We start from the raw sequence: 22,991 nt of genomic DNA on the forward strand, positions 1-22,991 counted from the left end.
CACGACGACGACATCGCGAGCGGCCGCCCCCTTAAAACTTCCACAGCAGATTGCCGTACAGCGCGTGGTCGCTGAAGCTTCCACCGATCTGGCCGCTATACGACAACCCCAGCGACAGGTTCTTCGTGACGGCCGCATCGACCCCGACCTCGAGCACCGCGGCATCGCGCGCGACCGGCACGCCGACCACGCTGAACGGTGAGCCGCCGCTCGCGAACGCCAGCGTCGAACCCGGCTGCGTATTGCCGAACGCATGCCGCCAGCCGACGGTGCCGAACGCGGTGACCTTGCCCTTCGTCGTGACCGCGACATCGGTCGAGGCGCGTACGCCGAGCGTCGAGAAGCCGAGGCCGGTCGTGCTGGAATCGCCCTGCAGTGCTGCCGCGCCACCGTTCTCCCTGAAGCTGCCGGTATGCAGGCTCGCATACGCGAGTCCGACGAACGGTTCGAGTGCGACGTTGCGGATGGCCGTCGAGTAACCGATCTCGGTGAACACCTGCGTCGCGTTCGCGTCGTAGCTGGCGGTGTCGTGGTCGGAGAAGCCGCCGAACGACGGATTGCGCTCGCTATGCACGCGGTACCACGACTGCGCGAGGCCGCCGCGCACGTTCCACGCGTCGTACCGGCCGCTGGCGTACAGCGCGATCGTCTCGCCGTTCACCTTCGCCGACTGGTTCTGGTCGGCATTGAGCAGGGTGCGCGACGCGCCGCCCGCGATACCGACGCGCCAGTGGCTGCTGACCTCCGCATCCGTGCCGACGACGAAGCCATACAGGTTGCGATCGACCGACGCGACGCCGTCGCCGTCGAACCGGCTATGCGAGCCGTACAGCCGGCCCCACACCGCCGGCTTGAACGACTTGGCCGGTGTACAGCCGTTCTCCGACGCCAGGCGCCGGTCGAGCGACGCCGCGTGATCGTCCGCCGACACCGGCGCCTCGCAGCCGCACAATGCGCCGCCCGGCTGCGAGCCGAGACGCGCGCGATCGAGCACCGCGTCGCGCACGTAACGACTGTCGGACAGCAGCACGCTTCTCGTGCTCGGATGCAGATCGCCGTCAAGCTGCGCGAACGCGCGGTTGGCAGTCGGCGCATCCGACGTCAGCACGGTGTCGAACAGCGGATTGCCGGCGCCGAGCGTGCCGATCGCACCGGCCACCGACTGTCCGTCCGGCGTCGTCGCCACCGACGAGAACGGCGTGCCGTTCGGTGTCAGCGACATCAGCACCTGCGCCGGGTTGTACGTGAGCGTCGGCGTGAGGAACGCATACGTCGAGTTCACCGCGCTGAACTGCCCTTGCACGCCCGCGCCGGCATTCACGATGGTGTAGAGCTTGCCCGGCTGGTACTGCCCGGTCGCCGCGACGACCTGCACCGACCCGCCGTTGAGCGTCGTGGTGCCGGTGACGTCGAGACCGCCGCTCTGCTGCGGCGTGGCGCCGACCTGCAGCGTCGAACCGGGCTGGAACGTCGCATTGCCCGCCACCTTCAGCGGCTGCCCGAGCTGCATAACCGACGCGGTCCCGCCACCCGACACGACGAGGCCGCCGATCGTGCCGGTCCCGGTGACGGTCGCGCCGTTGCCGACGGTCACCGGCGAGCTGGCCAGCGAACCGGTGACGGCGAGCGTGCCGCCGGCCACGGTCGTCGGCCCGGACAACGTGTTCGTGCCGCTCAGCAGTTGCGCGCCCGTGCCGGCCAGCGTCAGCGGCCCGGTACCCGACAGCGTGCCCGCGAACGTGCTGGTGCCCGCGGTGTTGACCGTCAGCGGCGTATTGCCGAGGTTCACGTTCGAGCCCGTCGCGCCCGACAGCGTGCCGATCGACTGCGGCGCAGCCGAGCCCGCCAGGTTCAGCGTCGCGCCGCTGCCCGCGAGGATCATCGGGCTGGTCGGCGCGAGGCTGCCGGCCCCGGCGAGCGCCAGCGTGCTGCCGCTGCCGATCGTCGTGCCGCCCGTGTAAGTATTGGCGCCGCTCAGCGTCTGCGTGCCGCCGCCCTGCACCGCGAAGCCGCCGGTGCCCGCGATCGTGCCGCCGAAGGCGCCGCCTCCCGGGCCGGCCACCGTGAGCGTGTTGCCGCCGAGATTCACGGTCGAACCCGCCGTGCCCGACAAGGCACTCGTCGTCTGCGGGCTGCTCGCGTGAGCCACGTCGAGCGTCGCGCCGGTGCCGGCCAGCGTGACCGCGCTGCCGGACGACAGTCCGCCGCTGCCGCCGACCGCCAGCGTGCTGCCGCTGCCGATCGTCGTGCCGCCCGTGTAGGTGTTGGCCCCTGTGAGCGTCGTCGTCGACGGGCCGCTGACCGCCAGGTTGCCGCCGCCCGAAATCGGCCCGCTCAAGCCGAGGTTGTTGGCGCCGCCGACCGTCAGCGTCGAACCCGTGCCGAGATTCACCGCGTTGCCGAGCGTCGTGCCGGCCACGCTGGTGCCGAGCGTGCCGCCGTTACCGCCGACGCTCAGCGAGCCGCTGCCGAGTGCTGTCGGCGTGCCGGCGACCAGCGTGCCGCCGCCCGTGACGCTCGTGCCGCCGGTGTAGGTGTTGGCGCCGGACAGCGTCGTCGTCGCCGGGCCCGTGACCGACAGAGTGCCGTTACCGGAAATCGCGCCGGTCAGGCCGAGGCTGTTCGGGCCGCTTACCGTCAGCGTGGAACCCGTCCCGAGGTTCACCGCATTGGCCAGCGTCGTGCCCGGCGTGCCGGCTGCCAGCGTGCCGCCTGCGCCGCCGGTGTTCAACGCGCCGGTCCCGAGCGCCGTATTGCTGCCCGCGACCAGCGTGCCGCCGCCGGTCAGGTTCGTGCCGCCCGAATACGTGTTCGAACCGGTCAGCGTCTCGGTGCCCGTGCCGCCCAGCGTCAAGCTGCCGCCCGTGCCGGCGATCGTGCCGCCGTACGTGCCGCTGCCCGACCCGCCGAGTGTCAGGTTGTTGCCGCCGAGGTTCACCGTCGAACCGGCCACGCCCGACAGCCCGGTCGTCGTTTGCGGCGTCGTCGCGCCGCTGACGTCGAAGGTTGCGCCCGCACCGGTCAGGCTCAGCGGACTGCTCGCCGACAGGCTGCCGCCTGCGCCGATCGCCAGCGTGCCGTTGTTGATCGTCGTCGCACCGCTGTACGTGTTGCTGCCCGTCAGCGTTTCCGTCCCCGTGCCGGCCATCGTCAACCCGCCCGTGCCGCCGACCGTCCCACCGAACGTGCCGCTGCCCGACCCGCCAAGCGTCAGCGTATTGCCGCCGAGGTTCACCGCCGCCCCCGCGACGCCCGACAACGCGCCCGTCGACTGCGGCGTCGTGGCCGCGCTCAGATCGAGCGTCGCGCCCGTGCCGGACAGATCGACCGCGCTGCCCGACGACAGGCTGCCGCCCGCGCCCACCGCCAGCGTGCTGCCGTTGCCGATCGTCGTGTTGCCCGTGTAGGTGCTCGTACCGGAGAGCGTCGTCGTCGACGGGCCGGTCACGGCCAGGTTGCCGCTCCCCGAGATCGCGCCGCCCAGGCCCAGATTGTTCGCACCGCCAACCGTCAGCGTCGAACCCGTGCCGAGATTGATCGCGTTCGTCAGTGTCGTGCCCGCGACGCTCGTGCCGAGCGTGCCGCCCGCGCCGCTCGTGTTCAGCGCACCCGAGCCGAGTGCCGAACCGTTGCCGGCGAGCAACGTACCGCCGCCGTTCAGGTTCGTGCCGCCCGAATACGTGTTGTTGCCCGTCAGCGTTTCGGTGCCCGTGCCCGACAACGTGAGGCTGCCGCCCGTACCGGCGATCGTGCCGCCATACGTGCCGCTGCCCGTGCCGCCCAGCGTCAGCGCATTGCCGCCGAGGTTCACCGTCGAACCCGCTACGCCCGACAACGCGCCCGTCGACTGCGGTGCCGTAGCCGCACTCAGGTCCAGCGTGGCCCCCGCCCCAGCCAGATCGACCGCGCTGCCCGACGACAGGCTGCCGCCCGCGCCCACGGCCAGCGTGCTGCCGTTGCCGATCGTCGTGCCGCCCGTGTACGAGCTCGCGCCGGTGAGCGTCGTCGTCGACGGGCCGGTCACGGCGAGATTGCCGCTGCCCGAGATCGCGCCGGCGAGGCCCAGATTGTTCGCACCGCCAACTTTCAGCGTCGAACCCGCACCGAGGTTCACCGCATTGCCGAGCGTCGTGCCGGCCACGCTGGTGGCGAGCGTGCCGCCCGCGCCGCTCGTGTTCAGCGCCCCCGTGCCGAGTGCCGAACCGCCGCCGGCGATCAGCGTGCCGCCACCGGTCAGGTTCGTGCCGCCCGAATACGTGTTGTTGCCCGTCAGCGTTTCGGTGCCCGTGCCGCCCAGCGTCAGGCTGCCGCCGTTGCCGGCGATCGTACCGCTGTAAGTGCCGCTGCCCGACCCGCCGAGCGTCAGGTTGTTGGCGCCGAGGTTCACCGTCGAACCCGCCACGCCCGACAACGTGCCGGTCGTTTGCGGCGTGGTCGCGCCGCTCAGGTCGAAGGTTGCGCCCGCACCCGTCAGGCTCACCGGCGTCGTCGCCGACAGGCTGCCGCCCGCGCCGATCGCCAGCGTGCCGCTGTTGATCGTCGTCGCGCCGGTATAGGTGTTGGCCCCCGTCAGCGTTTCGGTGCCCGTGCCGGTCATCGTCACGCCGCCCGTGCCGGCGATGTTGCCCGCATAGGTGCCGCTGCCCGTGCCGCCGAGCGTCAGGTCGTTGGCGCCGAGGTTCACCGTCGAACCCGCCACGCCCGAGATCGCACCGGTCGATTGCGGCGACGTGGCGCCGCTCAGGTCGAGCGTCGCGCCGGACGTCGTCAGGCTGACCGGGCTGCTCGACGACAGGCTGCCGTTACCGCTGATCGCCAGCGTGCCGCTGTTGATCGTCGTCGCCCCCGTGTACGTGTTGCTGCCCGTCAGCGTTTCGGTGCCGGTGCCCGACAGCGTCAGTCCACCCGTGCCGCCGATCACACCCGCATACGTGCCGCTGCCCGACCCGCCGAGCGTCAGCGTATTGCCGCCGAGGTTCACGTTCGTGCCCGTTCCGCCGGACAGCGCGCCCGTCGTCTGCGGCGAGGTTGCCGCGCTCAGGTCCAGCGTCGCCCCGGTGCCCGACAGGTCGATCGCGCTGCCCGACGACAGGTTGCCGCCAGCGCCCACCGCCAGCGTGCTGCCGCCGCCGATCGTCGTGCCGCCCGTGTAGGTGTTCGCACCGGACAGCGTCGTCGTCGACGGGCCCGTGACCGCCAGGTTGCCGCTGCCCGAGATCGCACCGCCCAGGTCGAGACCGTTCGCGCCGCCGACCGTCAGCGTCGAACCCGCGCCCAGGTTCACCGTGTTGCCCAGCGTCGTGCCGGGCGTGCCCGCAGTCAGCGTGCCGCCCGCGCCGCTCGTGTTCAGCGCGCCCGTGCCGAGTGCCGTATTGCTGCCCGCGACCAGCGTGCCGCCGCCGGTCAGGCTCGTGCCGCCCGTGTACGTGTTGTTGCCCGTCAGCGTCTCGGTGCCGCTGCCCGACAGCGTCAGGCTGCCGCCCGCACCGGCGATCGTGCCGCCGTACGTGCCGTTGCCCGTGCCACCCAGCGTCAGGTTGTTGCCGCCGAGGTTCACCGTCGAACCGGCCACGCCCGACAGCGTGCCGGTCGTCTGCGGGGTCGTCGCGCCGCTCACGTCGAACGTGGCGCCCGCACCGGTCAGGTTGACCGGGCTGCTCGCCGACAGGCTGCCGCCCGCGCCGATCGCCAGCGTGCTGCCGCCGCCGATCGTCGTTGCGCCCGTGTACGTGTTGTTGCCGGTCAGCGTTTCGGTGCCCGTGCCCGACAGCGTCAGCCCGCCCGTGCCGCCCACGGTGCCGCCGAACGTGCCGTTGCCCGAACCGTTCAGCGTCAGCGTGTTGCCGCCGAGGTTCACCGTCGTGCCCGAGACGCCCGACAGCGTGCCCGTCGTCTGCGGCGTCGTGGCCGCGCTGACGTCGAGCGTCGCCCCCGTGCCCGACAGGTCGACCGCGCTGCCCCCCGACAGGCTGCCGCCCGCGCCCACCGCGAGCGTGCTGCCGCTGCCGATCGTCGTGTTGCCCGTGTACGTGCCGGTACCGGTGAGCGTCGTCGTTGCCGGGCCGGTCACCGACAGGTTGCCGCTGCCGGCAATCGCGCCGCCGAGGCCGAGATTGTTCGCACCGCCAACCGTCAGCGTCGAGCCCGTGCCGAGATTGATCGCGTTGGTGACCGTCGTGCCGGCCACGCTGGTGCCGAGCGTGCCGCCCGCGCCGCTCGTGTTCAATGCGCCCGTGCCGAGCGCCGCGCTGCTGCCCGCGAGCAGCGTGCCGCCGCCGTTCAGGTTCGTGCCGCCCGAATACGTGTTGTTGCCCGTCAGCGTCTCGGTGCCGCTGCCCGACAGCGTCAGGCTGCCGCCCGCACCGGCGATCGTGCCGCCGTACGTGCCGTTGCCCGTGCCGCCCAGCGTCAGGTTGTTGCCGCCGAGGTTCACCGTCGAACCGGCCACGCCCGACAGCGTGCCCGTCGTCTGCGGGGTCGTCGCGCCACTCACGTCGAACGTGGCGCCCGCACCGGCCAGGTTGACCGGGCTGCTCGCCGACAGGCTGCCGCCTGCGCCGATCGCCAGCGTGCCGCTGTTGATTGTCGTCGCACCCGTGTACGTGTTGCTGCCCGTCAACGTTTCGGTGCCCGAACCGGACATCGTCAGCCCGCCGGACCCGCCGATCGTGCCGGCATAGTTGCCGTTGCCGGCACCGGCGAGCGTCAGCGTATTGCCGCCGAGATTGACGTTCGTGCCGGCGACGCCCGACAGCATCCCGCTCGTCTGCGGCGAGGTCGCCGCGCTCAGGTCCAGCGTCGCGCCCGAGCCGGAGAGGTTGAGCGCGCTGCCCGCGGACAGGCCGCCGCCCGCGCCCACCGCCAGCGTGCTGCCGCCGCCGATCGTCGTGTTGCCCGTGTACGTGTTCGCACCCGTGAGCGTCGTCGTCGACGGGCCGCTCACCGACAGGCCACCGCTGCCGGAAATCGCACCGCCGAGGCCAAGATCGTTCGCACCGCCAACCGTCAGCGTCGAACCCGCGCCGAGATTCACCGTGTTGCCGAGCGTCGTGCCCGCCACGTTCGTGCCGAGCGAGCCGCCCGCACCCGAGACGTTCAACGCACCGGTACCCAGTGCGCTGCCGTTGCCGGCAATGAGCCCGCCGCCGTTCAGCGTCGTGCCGCCCGTGTACGTGTTCGGGCCCGTCAGCGTCGTCGTGCCCGAGCCGGTTTGCGCGAGGCTGCCGTCGCCGGCAATCGTGCCGCTCAGGCCGAGGTTGTTCGCGCCGTTCAGGCCGAGCGTCGCGCCCGCGCCGAGATTCACCGCGTTGCCGAGCGTCGTGCCGCTCACGCTGGCGTTCAGCGTGCCGTTGCCGTTCACGTTCAGCGCGCCGGTGCCGAGCGCCGTATTGCTGCCCACGCTCAGCCCGCCGCTGTTCAGCGTCGTGCCGCCGCTGTAGGTGTTCGAGCCGCCGAGCGTGGTCGTGCCCGTGCCCGACTGCGCCACGCCGCCCGCCCCGGAAATGATGCCGCTGAGGCCGAAGTCGTTGATACCGCCGAGGTTCAGGGTCGAACCGCCGCCGAGGTCGAACCCGTTGGCGAGCAGGATGTTGGCCGTGCTCGCGTTGAGCGCGCCGCCGGTGCCGCTCACGTGGACCGTGCCCGTGCCGAGCGCCGTGCTGCTGCCGACGGACAAACCGCCACCGCTCAGCGTCGTGCCGCCCGTATAGGTGTTGGCGCCGGTGAGCGTCGTCGTCCCGCTGCCGGTTTGCGCGAGACTGCCGCCGCCGGAGATGAGCCCGCCGAGGCTCAGGTCGGCCGCACCGTTCAGGCCCAGCGTCGCGCCTGCGCCGAGATTCACCGCATTGCCGAGCACGGTGCCGGCGACGTTCGCCGCCAGCGAGCCGCCCGCACCGGCGAGGTTCAGCGCGCCGGTGCCGAGCGCCGTGTTGCTGCCCGCGATCAGCGTGCCGCCGCCGGTCAGGTTCGTCCCGCCTGAATAAGTGTTGTTGCCCGTCAGCGTCTCCGCGCCCGTACCGCCCAGCGTCAGGCTGCCGCCCGCGCCGGCGATCGTGCCGCCGAACGTCGCGTTGCCCGAGCCACCGAGCGTCAGCCCGTTGCCGCCGAGGTTCACCGTCGAACCGGCCACGCCCGACAGCGCGCCCGTCACCTGCGGCAACGTCGCGCCGCTGAGGTCGAACGTCGCGCCCGCGCCGGCCAGATTCACCGCGCCACCCGCCGACAGGCTGCCGCCCGCGCCGATCGCCAGCGTGCCGCTGTTGATCGTCGTCGCGCCGGTGTAGGTATTGATACCCGTCAGCGTCTCGGTGCCGGTGCCGGACAGCGCCAGGCCGCCCGTGCCGCCGATCGTGCCGCCGAAGGTGGTGTTGCCCGCGCCGCCCAGCGTCAACGTGTTGCCGCCGAGGTTCACCGCCGAGCCGGCCACGCCGGCCAGCCCGCCCGTCGCCTGCGGCGACGTGGCCGCGCTCAGGTCGAGCGTCGCGCCCGCGCCGGCCAGGTCGAACAGACTGGCCGCCGACAGGCCGCCGCCCGCGCCCACCGCGAGCGTGCTGCCATTGCCGATCGTCGTGTTGCCGGTGTACGAGCCGAGCCCCGTGAGCGTCGTCGTTGCCGGGCCGTTCACGGCCAGGTTGCCGCCGCCGGTGATCGCGCCGCCCAGCCCAAGATTGTTCGCACCGCCAACCGTCAGCGTCGCGCCCGTGCCGAGATTCACCGCGTTGCCGAGCACGGTGCCGCCGACGCTCGTGCCGAGCGTGCCGCCCGCGCCCGCGACGTTCAGCGTCCCCGTACCGAGCGCCGCGCCGTTGCCGGCGATCAGCCCGCCGCCGCTCAGCGTCGTGCCGCCCGAGAACGTGTTCGCACCGAGCAGCGTCGTCGTGCCGCTGCCGGTTTGCGCGATCCCGCCGTTGCCGGCAATCACGCCGCCCAGGCTCAGATCCGCCGAGCCGTTCAGGCCGAGCGTCGCGCCCGCGCCGAGATTCACCGCATTGCCGAGCAAAGTGCCGGCGACGTTCGTCGCCAGCGTGCCGCCAGCGCCCGTCACGTTCAGCGCACCCGTGCCCAACGCCGCGCCATTGCCCGCGATGAGCCCGCCGGCGCCCAGCGTCGTGCCGCCCGAGAACGTGTTCGTACCGGTGAGCGTCGTCGTGCCCGTGCCGGTTTGCGCAAGGCTGCCGTTCCCGGCGATCGTGCCACCCAGGCCCAGGTCGGTCGCGCCGTTCAGCCCCAGCGTGACGCCGGTGCCGAGATTCACCGCATTGCCGAGCGTCACGCCCGGCACGCTCGCGCCGAGCGACGCCGAGCCGTTGACGTCGAGCGCGCCCAGGCCGAGCGCCGTGGCGCTGCCGACCACCAGGCTGCCGCCGGTCAGCGCCGTGCCGCCCGTGAACGTGTTGTTGCCCGTCAGTGCTTGCGAGCCGGTACCCGACAGCGTCAGCCCGCCCGCGCCGCCGATGTTGCCGGCGAAGACGCCGTTGCCGCTACCGGCCAACGTCAGGTGGTTCGCCCCGAGATCGATCGCCGAACCCGCGACGCCCGACAGCGTGCCGATCGACTGCGGCGTGGTCGCACCGGCCACGCTGAAGTGCGCGCCCGCGCCCGTCAGGTTGACCGGGCTCGACGCGGCAAGGCTGCCGCCCGCGCCGATTGCCAGCGTGCCGCTGCCGATCGTGGTGCCGCCGGTGAACGTCTCGGCCGCGGTCAGCGTCGTCGTGCCCGGACCGGTGACATTGAGGCCGCCGGTGCCCGAGATGATCCCGCCCAGCCCGAGGTCGTTCACGCCGCCCACCGTCAGTGCGGCGCCCGCGCCGAGCTGGATTGCATTGCCCAGCACCGTGCCGCCGACCGTCGTGCCGAGCGAGCCGCCCGCACCCGTCACGTTCAGCGCGCCCGTCCCCAGCGCGCCGCCATTGCCAGCGAGGAGCCCGCCGCCGCTCAGCGTCGTGCCGCCCGAGAACGTATTGGCACCGAGCAGCGTCGTCGTGCCGCTGCCGGTTTGCGCGATCCCGCCGTTGCCGGCGATCACGCCGCTCAGGCCGAGATCGTTCGCACCACTCAGCGCCAGCGTCGCGCCCGCGCCGAGGTTCACCGCGTTGCCCAATACCGTGCCGTTCACGCTCGCGCCAAGCGCACCGCCCGCGCCCGCGACATTCAGCGCACCGGTGCCGAGCGCCGCGTTGTTGCCGGCGAGCAGCGTGCCGGCGCTCAGCGTCGTGCCGCCGCCGAAGGTGTTCGCGCCGGACAGCGTGGTCGTTCCGGTGCCGCTCAGCACGAGCCCGCCGGTGCCGTTGATCGTGCCGTTCAGGCCGAGGTCGTGCGCGCCATTCAGCGTCAGCGACGCGCCGTTCAGGTTGATCGTGTTCGCGAGTGCCGCGCCGGCGGCCAGGTCCGCGCTCAGCGAGCCGCCGAGGCCGCTCACGTTCAGCGCGCCGCCAATGCCGAGCGCCGTGTTGCCTTCGACGATCAGGCTGCCGCCGCCCGTCAGGCTCGCACCGCCGGTGAACGTGTTCGCGCCGGACAGCGTCGTGGCGCCCGCGCCGCCGAGCGCCAGGCCGCCGGCACCGGCGATCGTGCCGCTCAGGCCCAGATCGGCCGCGCCGTTCAGGCCGAGTGTCGCGCCCGCGCCGAGGTTCACCGCATTGCCGAGCACCGTGCCGCTCGCGTTGGTCGCGAGCGAACCGCCCGTGCCGGTCACGTTCAGCGCACCCGTGCCCAATGCCGCGCCGTTGCCGGCGACGAGACCGCCCGCGCCCAGCGTCGTGCCGCCCGTGAACGTGTTCGTGCCGAGCAGCGTCGTCGTGCCCGCGCCGGTTTGCGCGAGACTGCCGTTGCCGCCGATCGTGCCGCCGAGGCTCAGGTCGGCCGCGCCGTTCAGGCCGAGCGTCGCGCCCGCGCCGAGATTCACCGCATTGCCGAGCAGCGTGCCGCTCGCGTTGGTCGCGAGCGAACCGCCCGCGCCGGTCACGTTCAGCGCACCCGTGCCCAATGCCGCGCCGTTGCCGGCGACGAGACCGCCCGCGCCCAGCGTCGTGCCGCCGGTGAACGTGTTCGCGCCGAGCAGCGTCGTCGTGCCCGAGCCGGTTTGCGCGAGGCTGCCGCCGCCACCGATCACGCCGCCGAGGCTCAGGTTGGCCGCGCCGTTCAGGCCGAGCGCCGCGCCGGCGTCGAGGTTCACCGCGTTGCCCAGCAGCGTGCCGCCGACGCTCGTGCCGAGCGAGCCGCCCGCCCCGCTCACATGCAGCGCGCCGGTGCCGAGCGCGGCGCCGTTGCCCGCGATCAGCCCGCCGCCGCTCAGCGTCGTGCCGCCCCCAAACGTGTTGAGGCCAAGCAGCGTCGTGGTGCCCGAGCCGGTTTGCGCGAGGCTGCCGCTGCCGCCGATCGCGCCGCCCAGCCCGAGGTTGGCGGAACCGTTCAGGCCCAGCGTGACGCCGGTATCCAGATTCACTGCATTGCCGAGCACCGTGCCGCCGACGCTCGTGCCGAGCGTGCCGCCCGCGCCCGTCACGTTCAGCGTGCCGGTGCCGAGCGCCGTGCCGGTGCCGACGACGATCCCGCCGCCGCCCGTCAGATTCGTTCCGCCGGTGAATGAATTGGCGCCGTTCAGCGTCAGCGTGCCGGTGCCGCTCGCGTTCAGCGCACCGCCGCCGCTCAGCGCCCCCGACAGCGCGAGGCCCGTCGCGCCGTCGACCGTCAACGCCGTGCCGAGCGCCACGTTGTTGAGCAGGTTCACGCCGGCCGCGCCGGCCTCGAGGGTGCCGCCGCCGGCAACGATCGTCCCCGTCCCCAGCCCGCCGCTGTTGTTGAGGATCGCGGTGCCGCCGGTCAGCGACGCGTCCGACGCGGTCGATGCGCCGTTGATGTGCCACGTGCCGCCCTGGACCGCGAGATGGGTGAAATTGCCGAACGTATCGACCGCGACGGTGCCGTTCGCCGCGCTGCCGGTAGCCGTGTTCAGCTGCAGGTTGAGCGTGTTGTTGCCGCCGAGGCCCGCATCGACACCGAGGCCGACCGACGATCCGGTCAGCGCATTGAACGTATTCGACGTACCGACGGCCGCGCCGAGCGACACGTTCCCCGTGACGGTTCCCGCATTGGTGAACGTATTGCCGGTGCCGGCCAGTCCGCTCGGGGCCAGCACCACGGAGCCATTGATCGCACCGCCGCTCGCGTTGGTGAAATTGACCTGCGCGCCCCCCGATGCCGTAACCACCTGCGCGGTCGGACCCGCGGTGAAGCCGAGAATGCCGGTCGTGCCGATCGTGCCGGCATTCGTGATGTTCGTCGTCCCGCCGATGCCGTTGTAGACGGTCAATGCCGGCCCGTTGCCCAGCAACCCGCTGGTCGAGCCCATCATCACGCCGGTGCTCGCGTTCGTGACGTTGACCGTGCTCGGGGACAGCACATTGCCGACGACCGTGCCGTTCGACACGACGCTCAGGCCGGCCAGCGAAGGGTCGATCGTTCCGTTGTTGGTCAGCGTGACGCCACTGCCCGTCAGCGACATCGCGGTCCCGCCGAACAACGGCACCACCGAAACGGTCGCGCCCTGGGCGACCGTGACGTTGAGGCCGTTCGTGCCGTTCGCGTAACTCGAGGTCGCGCCGGTACAGGTGACGGTGGGTGTTCCGGTGCAGGCGGCCAATGCTTCTGCGGGAATGACCCCGGCGCCGACCAGCGCGACCAGCATGCCGGTCGGAACGAGGAATTTCGGACGTGCATCCGCGCGCTTTTTATTCGAACCCATGCGCATACGCATAATCACACCTTCCCATAAAGAGAATCGACGACCCGAATCCTTCCCGCAATTGGGAATACGGAAAGGAAATACCGGAATGCGTTATTCGATTTTTCTGGATAAATGCCGCCCCGTCATCAAACCAAAACGGATGACCGGATTGACAACTGGCGAGAATTAATCAACTGGCATTATTTAATCAGCATTTTTTACTTTTAATCCCCCTGACCGGTAAATCTTCCACTTATTAGAAATCGCTGTTTCCGGCAGATCAAAACGCGACCGGAGAACCCACGCTGATTACGCGCCTCTATATCCAGGTCAAACGGCAGACGCAGCCAAAGTGCCCGCGCGGCAAGCCTTGCGCCACGAAAACAAACGCCGGAATCTCCCTCCGGCATTCAATCGGGGAACTGTTGTTTCATATATGGAATCACCTGTCTCCACCGTTCGATTCGCACTCCCCGCCTTGATCGCGAGTCCAATATAGGCTCGACTCGCAAACGTTTTCCATGGGGCCAGCGAGTTTTTGTCAAAACTCAACATTCTTTCTGCGACATTCGCACATTCGTATACTGTTTGTAAATTTTATATTTTAACTAATTAGCCTGAATTATTAAGAAAGGCAAAAAAGCCGATTTTCGAGATGCTGATTTTTTCTCGAATCTGCTTTAATTGGTTCACATCCGTCGCATTGCGGTTTTGTCTCGCGAACGATAACGCGGTGTCCAAGGGAGGACTTCACGATGGTGACGTTGAACATCAACAACCGGGCGGCGGACGTCGATGCCGATCCGTCGACGCCGATGCTCTGGGTGCTGCGCGACAACCTCGGCCTGACCGGCACCAAGTTCGGCTGCGGCACCGGCGACTGCGGCGCGTGCACCGTGCACGTCGACGGTCGGGCCGTGCGTAGCTGCACGCTCGCGCTGTCGTCGGTAGGAAGTGCGCGCATCACGACGTCCGAACACCTCGCCGACGATGCGATCGGCAAAGCCGTCCTCGACGCGTGGGTCCGCCACGACGTCGCCCAATGCGGTTATTGCCAGAGCGGCCAGATGATGAGTGCGGCAGGGCTGCTGCGCGGCAACAAGGCGCCGACCGATGCCGACATCGATCGCGCGATGGCCGGCAACCTGTGCCGTTGCGCCACCTACCAGCGCATCCGCTCCGCGATTCACGACGCGGCCAGCGCGCTTGCCTGAGACCGCCGGGAGACTGTGACCATGCGTATCCGCACTGCCGGGCGCCCGGCGAACACCCCCGCCCCCGCCGCTGCCTCCGACGCTTCGACCGTCACCGGAGCCGGTGCTCCGATGCTCGGCCGGCGCGACTTCCTGAAACTCACGATGGCGGCGAGCGGCTGTCTCGCGCTCGGCATCAAGCCGACGCGCGCCGGCGCCCAAGCCGGCATGACCCTTCGGACCTCGCCGCCTCAAGCATTCCTGATCATCGCGCCGGACAACACGGTGACGGTGGCCGTCAACCGGACCGAATCCGGCCAGGGCGTCAGCACCGCGCTGCCGATGGCGCTGGCCGACGAACTCGACGCCGACTGGCGCAACGTGCGCACCGTGCTCGCGCCGGCGGGCGAACCGTACAAGGATCCGGTGACCGGGATCCAGATGACGGGCGGCTCGACGTCGATCAACCATTCGTTTACGCAATACCGCGAACTCGGCGCGTCCGCGCGCGCGATGCTCGTCGCCGCGGCCGCCCGGCGCTGGAACGTCGATCCGGCCACGTGCCGGACCGCGCAGGGCGTCGTGACGTCCGGCAGCCACACCGCGACCTACGGCGAACTCGCGGCGGACGCGATGGCGATGCAGGTGCCGCAGCACGTGCCGCTGAAGTCGCCCGACCAGTTCCGCATCATCGGCAAGCCGACCCCGCGCGTCGATTCGCGCGCCGTGCTCGACGGAACGCTCAAGTACGGAATGGACTGGCGCCTGCCGGACATGATGGTGGCCGTGGTCGCGCGCCCGCCGCGCTTCGGCGGACAGGTTGCAAGCTACAACGCGGCGGCGGCCCGGGCCGTCAAGGGGGTGGTCGAGGTCGTCGAAATCCCGACCGATCGCGGCGGCACCGGCGTGGCCGTGATCGCGAACGGCTACTGGCCTGCCAGGCTCGGTCGCGATGCGCTGCAGGTCACGTGGAAGGACACCGGTTCGACCGTCACGTCCGCCGAACAGATGCAGGCATACAAGCAGCTCGCCGGCACGCCCGGCACCGTGGTGCGCACGGCCGATGCCGGCAACGCGCCGCCGGCGGCCACGCGCATCCGGCAGGACTACGAATTTCCGTACCTGGCTCATGCGCCGATGGAACCGCTCAGTTGCACGGTCGACGTCGGGCCGCCGAGCTGCGCGTGCGGGATCAAGATCTGGGGCGGTTCGTCGATGCAGACGACCGATCGCGCCGCGGTCGCGAAGGCACTCGGTGTCGCCCCCGAGAAAGTCCAGATCTTCACGATGATGTCGGGCGGTGACTACGGCCGGCGCTCGACGCCCACGTCGGACTACGTGGTCGAGGCCGCCCATGTGTCCGCCGCGTACCTGGCAGCCGGCCACCTGGGCCCGGTCAAGACCATCTGGACGCGCGAGGACGACCTGCGCGGCGGCTATTACCGCCCGATGGTGCTGCATCGGGTCGACATCGGCGTCGACGGCAGCGGCGCGGTGCGGGACTGGCAGCACGTCGTCGTCGGCCAGTCGGTGCTGAAGGGTTCGCCGCTCGAGCGCACGACGATTCGCAAAAGCGGCACCGATCCCGACCTCACCGAAGGCGTGGCGAACAGCCCGTACGGTTTCCCGATGCAGGTCTCGGTCCATCAGCCGGACGTCGACGTGCCGGTCCAGTCATGGCGCTCGGGCGGCAATACGCATACGGCGTTCGTGATGGAGACGCTCGTCGACGAACTCGCGCACGCGGCCCGCCAGGATCCGGTCGCGTACCGGATGGCGCGGCTGTCCGGCCCCGAGCACTCGCGCCATCGCCAGGCGCTCGCCCTGGCCGTCGACAAGTCGGGCTACGGCGCGCGCACGCTGCCTGCCGGGCACGCGTGGGGCGTCGCGATGCACGAAACCGCCGACACGGTCGTCGCGTATGTCACCGAGGTGTCGATCGAAGGCCAGCAGCCGCGCGTGCACCGCGTGACGGCCGGCGTGCATGCTGGCCGCATCGTGAACCCGACCGGCGCGGAAGCGCAGATCCAGGGCGGTGCGCTGTTCGGCCTCGCGACGACCAAGCCGGGTTTCGCGATCGACGTGGAGCATGGTGCGGCCCGCAACGCCGGCTTCGCCGACTACTCGCCGGTGCGGATGCAGGAAGCGGCGCCGGTGGACGTGTTCTTCGTCCCGTCGGACGCGCACCCGACCGGGTTGAGCGAGGCCGGCGTGCCGCCGATCGCACCGGCGGTCGCCAACGGCGCGTTCGTCCTGACCGGCGAGCGGATGCGCGCGTTGCCGTTCGCGCCGATGCTGGTCGCGTCGACCGCGCCCGTGATGCCGGCCGCAGCGGCGCCAGTGGAAGACGATCCGTACGCCGACCTGCCGGCCGGCGGTTGCCGGATGCCGCACAAGGCGAAGACGGCCACCTTGAAGCCGAAGGTCAGTCAAAGCCAGGCGGGCGTCGGGCAAGGCAGCTCGGTGCCCAAATTTCTCCGTCCCAAGCGGAAGGCAGGCATCCCGTGCATCGACGATCTCAAGAAGCCGACGACGACCTGATGCCCGTGATCGGTTTGGCGCGCCGAATGCCGGGATGGGAGGAGGCGTGTGCGCGGCGGCGTTTATCGGGTAGGTCACTGACGTTGAGGGCTCGCCCCGCGAGCCCGAATCCCGCGCGCCGCCGCCTGCCCCAGATTCCGCCAGGCCATCACCGCGCCCACCATCAGCAACAGAGCCGAAACGATCAATGCCCGCTCCATTCCAAGGACAAACGCCACGCCCCCTGCCTCACGAACGAAGAAGCCGAACAACGCGACGCCCATCACGCCGCCCACCTGTCGCGCCGTATTCAACAACCCCGACGCCACACCTGACTGCGCGCCGCTCACCGCCGCGAGCGCCGCGTCCATGATGGTCGGTATCGTCAACGCAATGCCGCCGCCTGCAAGCAGCATCGGTATCGCAAGCAACCCGCTGGAATGCGCAGCAATCGCCGGCCACATCGCCAGATAACCGACCGCCGAAATCGACAACCCGGCCGTCGCCAGCGTGCGCGCGCCCAGCCGGCCGGTCAGCCGCCCGGCGACGATACTCATGATCATCAGCACCCCCATCATCGGCAGAAACGCGACACCTGCGCGCACGGGGGTCATATGCCAGACCGACTGAAACAGCAGGCTCAATGTAAAGACGATGCCGTAGAAGACCAGGTTCGCGATCGCGCCGATCACGATCGAGCTGCGGACGATCCGGTCCTGCCACAACGCGGCCGGCAGCATCGCGTCCGGCTTGCGCGCTTCCAGCCGGACGAACGCGACGCCCAACGCAACGCACAACGCGAACGCACTCACGATGACCGGACTGCGCCACCCCAGCGCACTGATCTCGGTCGATGCGAACGTGAGCGCCGCCAGCGCAAGCGCACCGGTCAGTTGCGCGGGGAGATCGAGGCGCCTGCCGCCCTGCGCTTGCGTGTCGGGCGCGAACCGCCACGTCATCCAGATACCGGCGATGCCGACCGGCACGTTGACCAGGAAAATGCTGCGCCAGCCGACGGTAGCGATGAGCAACCCGCCGGCCAGCGGCCCCGCAGCCAGCGCGATGCCGCCGCCGGCGCCCCACCAGCCGATCGCGCGGCTACGCGCTGCCGCGTCGTCGAAGGCGAGACGCAGCACGGCCAACGAGTTCGGCACCAGCAGCGCGGCGCCGATCCCCTGAACGAGACGCCAGGCGATCAACGCGCCGATGGCATGCGCGGTGCCGCAGCCGATCGACGACAGCGCGAAGATCGCGTAACCGGCAATGAACATGCGCTTTGCCCCCAGCCGGTCGCCGAGCGCACCCGCCATCAGCAGGGTCGCCGCGAACACGAGCGCATACGCGTTGACGACCCATTGCAGGTCGGTGAGCGCGGCGCCAAACGCCGTTCGCAACGCATCGAGCGCAACGTTGACGACGCTGACGTCGATCAGGACGACCGCGTAACCGAGGCACGCCGCCGTTTGAACCCGCCGCGGATGAGGGGTGGATGAGGTCTGCATCGGCAATCCTTCGCATTCGGAGAATTGAAGCGTAGAGGATCGCCTTCTGTGCGAATATTCCGCAAAACAGCACGGCACCCTGGAGAAAATGCACCGATGTTCGACTGGGAAAACCTGCGTTACTTCGTGGCCGTCGCTCAAGCCGGGAGTCTTTCCGCGGCCGCCCGGCGATTAAACGTCGACCACGCGACAGTCAGCCGTCGCCTCGCCGCGCTCGAATCGGAATTGAAGATGCGCGTGATCGACAGGTTGCCGCGCGCGTGCCGGCCGACTGCCGCCGGCCGGCAGATCCTCGAATTCGCCGGGAAAATGGAGGAGCACGCGTTTGCGATCGAGCGCCTCGCGCTCACGGAACACCTGCCGATGCACGGCACCGTGACGATCAGCGTGCCGCCCGTGCTCGCCAACAATTTCTACGCGAATCATCTGTATGCGTTCGCGCAAATGCATCCGGGCATTCGGCTGTCGCTGGCCAGCCAGGCGCAAAGCGTCTCGCTCGCCCGCCGTGAAGCGGATATTGCCGTGCGCCTGTTCCGCCCCGAGGAGCCGCAAAACGTGACGCGCAAGCTGGGCGAGATGGCTTTCGGGCTCTATGCGAGTCGCGACTACGCGCACGCGTCGACGCCTGACGATTGGGCGTTCATCTGCTACGACGCGCAATTCGCCGAAATGCCGCATCAGAAATGGCTCGAGTCGATCGCTCGAGGTCGCCGCATCGCGTGCGAAGTCAGCGATATCACAACGCAGCAGGTCGCGGCCCGGACGGGCATCGGCGTGGCGGGCCTGCCCGTGTTCATGGGCGATGACGATCCGGGGTTGCAGCGCCTGCCGTTCGACGGGGAACCGTACTACCGCGAAATCTGGCTGGTCGTGCATGCCGATCTCAGGCATTCGCCGTCGATTCGCGCGGCGATCGACTTCATCGCTGACGTGACGGGCAGGACCTTCGCGCCGGATTCGCGGCAGTAGCGACGGCCATCGCCGTGGCATGCGATACCAGGCGCGGGGATCGATCGCGATGCCTGCGCCGAGCTTCACCACGCCCCTTCTTGCGGGCGCGCGGCGTCAACCACCCATCTGCACACACGCGCGCCCCATCAAACCACCGCCCTCAACCACCCCAGCACATCCCCCTGCGCACTCCCCGCCACCACCGGCTCCGGCGTCAACAAGCAGTAATGCGAACCATCCTCGACGAACCCCATCGGCGCGACCAGCACCCCGCTTTCAATATCATCGCGAACGAGATGCCACGGGCCGATCGCGACACCAAGCCCCGCAACCGCCGCCTGCAGACTGAAATAGAAATGGTCGAACGTCTGCCCCCGCCCCTTCGCGGCCGGCTGATTCGCCGCCACCGCCCATTCCTTCCACGCGTCCGGCCGTGTCCGCGTGTGCAGTCGCGGAACATCCGCCTTCAACGCACGACTGCCACGACGCGCGGAAAACCACGCATCGACCTTATCCGGCCGGCAGACCGGCCCCACCTGCTCCGCGAACAGCCGCTGCGCGTGATAACCCGCCGGCCACGCAAAGTCATCGCGCCGAATCGCCATGTCGATGCCGCTGTCGAATGAGAACGGACCGCCCGCGGCAGCCAGGTGGACGTCGACGCCCGCATGCCGCGCCTGAAAATCCGGCCAGCGCGGAATCAGCCAGCGCATCAGAAGCGTCGGCTCGCACGACAGCACCCAGCGCCGTGCCCGGGCAGCCTCGGTACGCAATGCCTGCGCGGCGTGACGCATCAGCCCCAGCCCGTCATGGACGGCCTGCGCCAGCTTGCGGCCCGCATCGGTCAGGAACACGCGACGGCTGCGCCGCTGGAACAGCGCGACGCCCAGGTCGTCCTCGAGCAATCGCACCGCGCGGCTGACCGCGCCATGGGTCAGGCACAGCTCGTCGGCCGCACGGCTGAAATTCTCGTGACGCGCCGCCGCCTCGAAGCAACGCAACGCCATCAGCGATGGCAGGTTCGTGCGAACCGATGGTGAGTCAATCTCACCATTCTGGTCAGAAATCATCGCTTTTCCCGCTGGAACATGACCCTTAAGATTGCGCCATCAAGCCATCAATCGCAAGGACAAGACGATGACCGAACTGATAGTTGTAGTCACCATCACGCTGCTGGCCGTGATCAGCCCGGGGCCGGATTTCGCGATGGTCACGCGCAACAGCCTGATGCTGTCGCGCCGCTCGGGCGTGCTCACCGCGCTGGGTATCGGGCTCGGCGTAACGGTGCACGTGAGCTACACGCTGCTGGCGTCGGCCTGCTGATCCGCCAGTCGCTGTGGCTCTTCAATGCCGTCAAGCTGGTCGGCGCGATCTACCTGGTCTACCTCGGCGTGAAGATGCTCATGACGAAGGCCGGCAACGGGCAGACGGATGCACCGGCCGCCCCGCTGTCCGACCTGGCCGCGCTGCGCACCGGCTTCCTGACCAATGCGCTGAACCCCAAGACCACGGTGTTCATCGTCAGCCTGTTCATGCAGGCCGTGCGGCCCGACACGCCGTTGATCGTGCAGATCGGCTACGGCGCGTTCATCGCCGTCGCGCATGCCGGCTGGTTCAGCCTGGTGGCCCTGTGCTTCTCCGCGACGGCCGTCCGCGATCGCCTGCTGGCGCTGCGGCACTGGATCGACCGCACCTTCGGCTGCCTGCTCGTGGGCTTCGGCGTCGCGCTCGCCATCGCGCGCGGCGGGCGCTGACGCGCCGCGCCGTCGACCACACCGGCGCGCTGCATGCGAAGCAGCCGCGCGCCGGTCACGGTGCGTCGTCAGTCTCAGCGCTTCGCGCTCAATCCCGCCCGCACGCCCGCCGGTTCCCGGCTGCGCCCGAGCAGCGCCGCCAGCGACAGATCCGCGAGCTTGCCGAACGGCGCACGCAGCAGGCTCGGCAGGTTCCAGCGCCCCAGCACGAACACGCCCTTCGCATGGCTCATCGCGCGGAATCCCTCGATGCCGTGATACGCGCCCATCCCGCTCGGGCCAACGCCGCCGAACGGCAAGTCTTCCTGCGCGACATGCAGGAGCGTGTTGTTGATGCCGACGTTGCCGGACGTGGTGCGCTTGAGCAACGACTCGCAGTCGCTGTCCTGCGCACCGAAGTAATACAGCGCGAGCGGCCGCGGACGCGCATTCACGTAGTCGACGACTTCGTCGATCGTGCGATACGTGCGCACCGGCAGGATCGGCCCGAAGATTTCTTCCTGCATGACGGTCGTGTCGTCGCCGGCCCCGACGATCAGCGTGGGCGCGAGCGTCCGCTTGCGGGTGGCCGCCTGCTGCGGGTTCACGCCCGCCTCGATCACGCGCGCGCCCTTGCTGCGCGCTTCGTCGACGAGGCTTTTCAGGCGATCGAAATGCCGGTCGCTGACGATCGACGTGTAGTCGGGGCTGGTCGGCCCGCCCGGATAGAAGCGCGCGACGGCCGCATCGTATTGCGCGACGAACGCGTCCAGGTCGTCTTCATGCACCAGCGCATAGTCGGGCGCGACGCAGGTCTGCCCGCCGTTCGACAGCTTGCCGAACACGATGCTGGACATCGTCCGGCCATTGACGTGCCCTCTCGCGACGATCGCCGGGCTCTTGCCGCCGAGTTCGAGCGTCACCGGCACCAGGTTGTCGCTGGCCGCCTTCATCACCTTGCGGCCCACCTGCGTGCTGCCGGTGAACAGCAGATGATCGAACGGCAAGCCGCTGAAGGCGGCGCCGACTTCCGGACCGCCGAGCACGACCGCGACTTCCTCGCTCGGGAAGGTTTCCGCGAGCATCCGCCGCATCACCTCGCTCGTGCGCGGCGTCAGTTCCGACGGTTTGAGCATCGCGCGATTGCCCGCGGCCAGCGCGGTGGCCAGCGGAATGAACGTGAGCGCGAACGGGTAATTCCACGGCGCCATCACGCCGATGACACCCAGCGGCTGGTACTCCACGTGCGCCTGCCCGGCCCGGTAAAAGATCCCGACGTGCCGACGCTGCGGCTTCATGAAGCGGCGCAGGTTGCGCGTCAGGTAGTCGATCGCCTGGATCACGCCGACCAGTTCCATGATCGCGGTCTCGTGTCGCGAGCGGTGCCCGAAATCGGCGCTGACCGCCTCCTCCACTTCGCTGCGATACGCGAGCACCGCGGCTCGCAGCCGCGCGAGCCGCGCCTTGCGCTGCTGCACGCTCGGCGGCCCCTCGCTCACGAACGCGTTGCGCTGGCGAGCCAGCAACGCCGCCGGGTCGAAGCTCGAGCTGGATTCTGCGGAAACGGCCATGGTGCACCTCACGAGGTTGCGTCGATGTAGACACTGTCAACTTGCATGCGGCGGATCATAGGCTCACAATGTGTTCCCTGTCAACATAGGAGCAACGCGATGTCGTCGGATGGGGCTGCGGACGCCGGGCAAAAGACTTATCACCATGGGGATCTGCGTCGCGCGATCATCGAAACGGCGCTCGACACGCTGCATGAACAACAGGGCTGGCAGTTCACGCTGCGCGAAATCGCACGGCGAGCGAACGTCAGCCATTCGGCGCCGTACCGGCATTTCCCGGACAAGGCCGCGTTGCTGCACGAGCTCGCGCTGATCGGCTTCGATCGGCTGAACGACGACCTCGCCGCGTCCGTCGATCCCGTAGCGGACGCGCCGGACGTGCTGCGCGCGCTCGCTTACGCCCATCTGGCGTTCGGCCAGCGCAACCCCGATCTCTATCGACTGATGTTTGCCGCGGATGCCGGCGAGCCGACGGACATCCATCTCGATCCGCGCGTGCAGGCGCCGTTCCTGCTGGTCGTCGACATCCTGGAACGCGGCCAGCGCGCCGGCACGATCCGCCCGCGCCCGGCGCTCGGCCAGGCGACGGCCTGCTGGGCGCATCTGCATGGCCTGACGATGCTTGCGATCGACGGGCGGCTGGTGCGCGAGAAGGTCGGCGATCACGCGATCGAAGATGCGCTGACCACCTTGCTGGACGGTCTCGTGCTACCCGCCAGCCCCGCGCGGTCAGCGAAGACGAAAAGGCCTTGACCTTCAACTTCACTTAAAGGTTATGGTTTGCCTCGGCAGCGTAT

At 69.7% G+C, this 22,991-nt stretch carries 8 protein-coding genes and 1 pseudogene; 5 read left to right on the forward strand and 4 right to left on the reverse strand.

The window, feature by feature from the left end; genetic code table 11:
- Positions 1-31: 31 nt before the first annotated feature.
- Positions 32-12,754, reverse strand: coding sequence for an autotransporter-associated beta strand repeat-containing protein (locus tag CFB34_RS36175; protein WP_089444452.1), 12,723 nt, complete (start codon positions 12,752-12,754; stop codon positions 32-34).
- Positions 12,755-13,479: 725 nt separating this feature from the next.
- Here CFB34_RS36175 and CFB34_RS36180 point away from each other — a divergent pair.
- Together CFB34_RS36180 and CFB34_RS36185 are read left to right on the forward strand one after the other, a co-directional pair.
- Complete coding sequence (locus CFB34_RS36180) at positions 13,480-13,938, forward strand: (2Fe-2S)-binding protein (protein WP_089444453.1); 459 nt, start codon at positions 13,480-13,482, stop codon at positions 13,936-13,938.
- Positions 13,939-13,959: 21 nt separating this feature from the next.
- Entirely contained in the window at positions 13,960-16,458 is a 2,499-nt protein-coding gene (locus tag CFB34_RS36185) for a xanthine dehydrogenase family protein molybdopterin-binding subunit (RefSeq protein ID WP_089444454.1), read from the forward strand.
- 74 nt (positions 16,459-16,532) lie between these two features.
- Here CFB34_RS36185 and CFB34_RS36190 read toward each other — a convergent pair whose 3' ends face one another.
- Positions 16,533-18,080 (reverse strand): MFS transporter, encoded by a 1,548-nt coding sequence (locus tag CFB34_RS36190; protein WP_242808766.1) that lies wholly within the window; start codon positions 18,078-18,080, stop codon positions 16,533-16,535.
- On the opposite strand from CFB34_RS36190, the gene CFB34_RS36195 reads away from it, so the two are divergent.
- Complete coding sequence (locus CFB34_RS36195) at positions 18,036-18,908, forward strand: LysR family transcriptional regulator (protein WP_089444456.1); 873 nt, start codon at positions 18,036-18,038, stop codon at positions 18,906-18,908. The two genes, CFB34_RS36190 and CFB34_RS36195, sit on opposite strands and share 45 nt — an antisense overlap.
- A gap of 128 nt (positions 18,909-19,036) precedes the next feature.
- Here CFB34_RS36195 and CFB34_RS36200 read toward each other — a convergent pair whose 3' ends face one another.
- Positions 19,037-19,960 carry a LysR family transcriptional regulator gene (locus tag CFB34_RS36200; protein WP_089444457.1) on the reverse strand — a complete coding sequence of 308 codons (924 nt, stop codon included), beginning with the start codon at positions 19,958-19,960 and terminating at the stop codon, positions 19,037-19,039.
- A gap of 67 nt (positions 19,961-20,027) precedes the next feature.
- On the opposite strand from CFB34_RS36200, the pseudogene CFB34_RS36205 reads away from it, so the two are divergent.
- A pseudogene (locus CFB34_RS36205) lies at positions 20,028-20,644 on the forward strand (LysE family transporter).
- 74 nt (positions 20,645-20,718) lie between these two features.
- Here CFB34_RS36205 and CFB34_RS36210 read toward each other — a convergent pair.
- Positions 20,719-22,194 (reverse strand): coniferyl aldehyde dehydrogenase, encoded by a 1,476-nt coding sequence (locus CFB34_RS36210; RefSeq protein ID WP_089444458.1) that lies wholly within the window; start codon positions 22,192-22,194, stop codon positions 20,719-20,721.
- A gap of 99 nt (positions 22,195-22,293) precedes the next feature.
- On the opposite strand from CFB34_RS36210, the gene CFB34_RS36215 reads away from it, so the two are divergent.
- Complete coding sequence (locus CFB34_RS36215) at positions 22,294-22,947, forward strand: TetR/AcrR family transcriptional regulator (protein WP_089444459.1); 654 nt, start codon at positions 22,294-22,296, stop codon at positions 22,945-22,947.
- The last annotated feature ends 44 nt before the right edge of the window (positions 22,948-22,991 follow it).

This window comes from Burkholderia sp. HI4860, from assembly GCF_002223045.2.
Classification (GTDB): domain Bacteria; phylum Pseudomonadota; class Gammaproteobacteria; order Burkholderiales; family Burkholderiaceae; genus Burkholderia.

What these genes read in the sequence shown, in the direction of transcription:
- CFB34_RS36185 (WP_089444454.1), top strand. Translation starts at nt 13,960, where the DNA reads ATGCGTATCCGCACTGCCGGGCGCCCGGCGAACACCCCCGCCCCCGCC.
- CFB34_RS36195 (WP_089444456.1), top strand. Translation starts at nt 18,036, where the DNA reads ATGTTCGACTGGGAAAACCTGCGTTACTTCGTGGCCGTCGCTCAAGCC.
- CFB34_RS36200 (WP_089444457.1), bottom strand. Translation starts at nt 19,960, where the DNA reads ATGATTTCTGACCAGAATGGTGAGATTGACTCACCATCGGTTCGCACG.
- CFB34_RS36215 (WP_089444459.1), top strand. Translation starts at nt 22,294, where the DNA reads ATGTCGTCGGATGGGGCTGCGGACGCCGGGCAAAAGACTTATCACCAT.
- CFB34_RS36210 (WP_089444458.1), bottom strand. Translation starts at nt 22,194, where the DNA reads ATGGCCGTTTCCGCAGAATCCAGCTCGAGCTTCGACCCGGCGGCGTTG.
- CFB34_RS36180 (WP_089444453.1), top strand. Translation starts at nt 13,480, where the DNA reads ATGGTGACGTTGAACATCAACAACCGGGCGGCGGACGTCGATGCCGAT.
- CFB34_RS36175 (WP_089444452.1), bottom strand. Translation starts at nt 12,754, where the DNA reads ATGCGTATGCGCATGGGTTCGAATAAAAAGCGCGCGGATGCACGTCCG.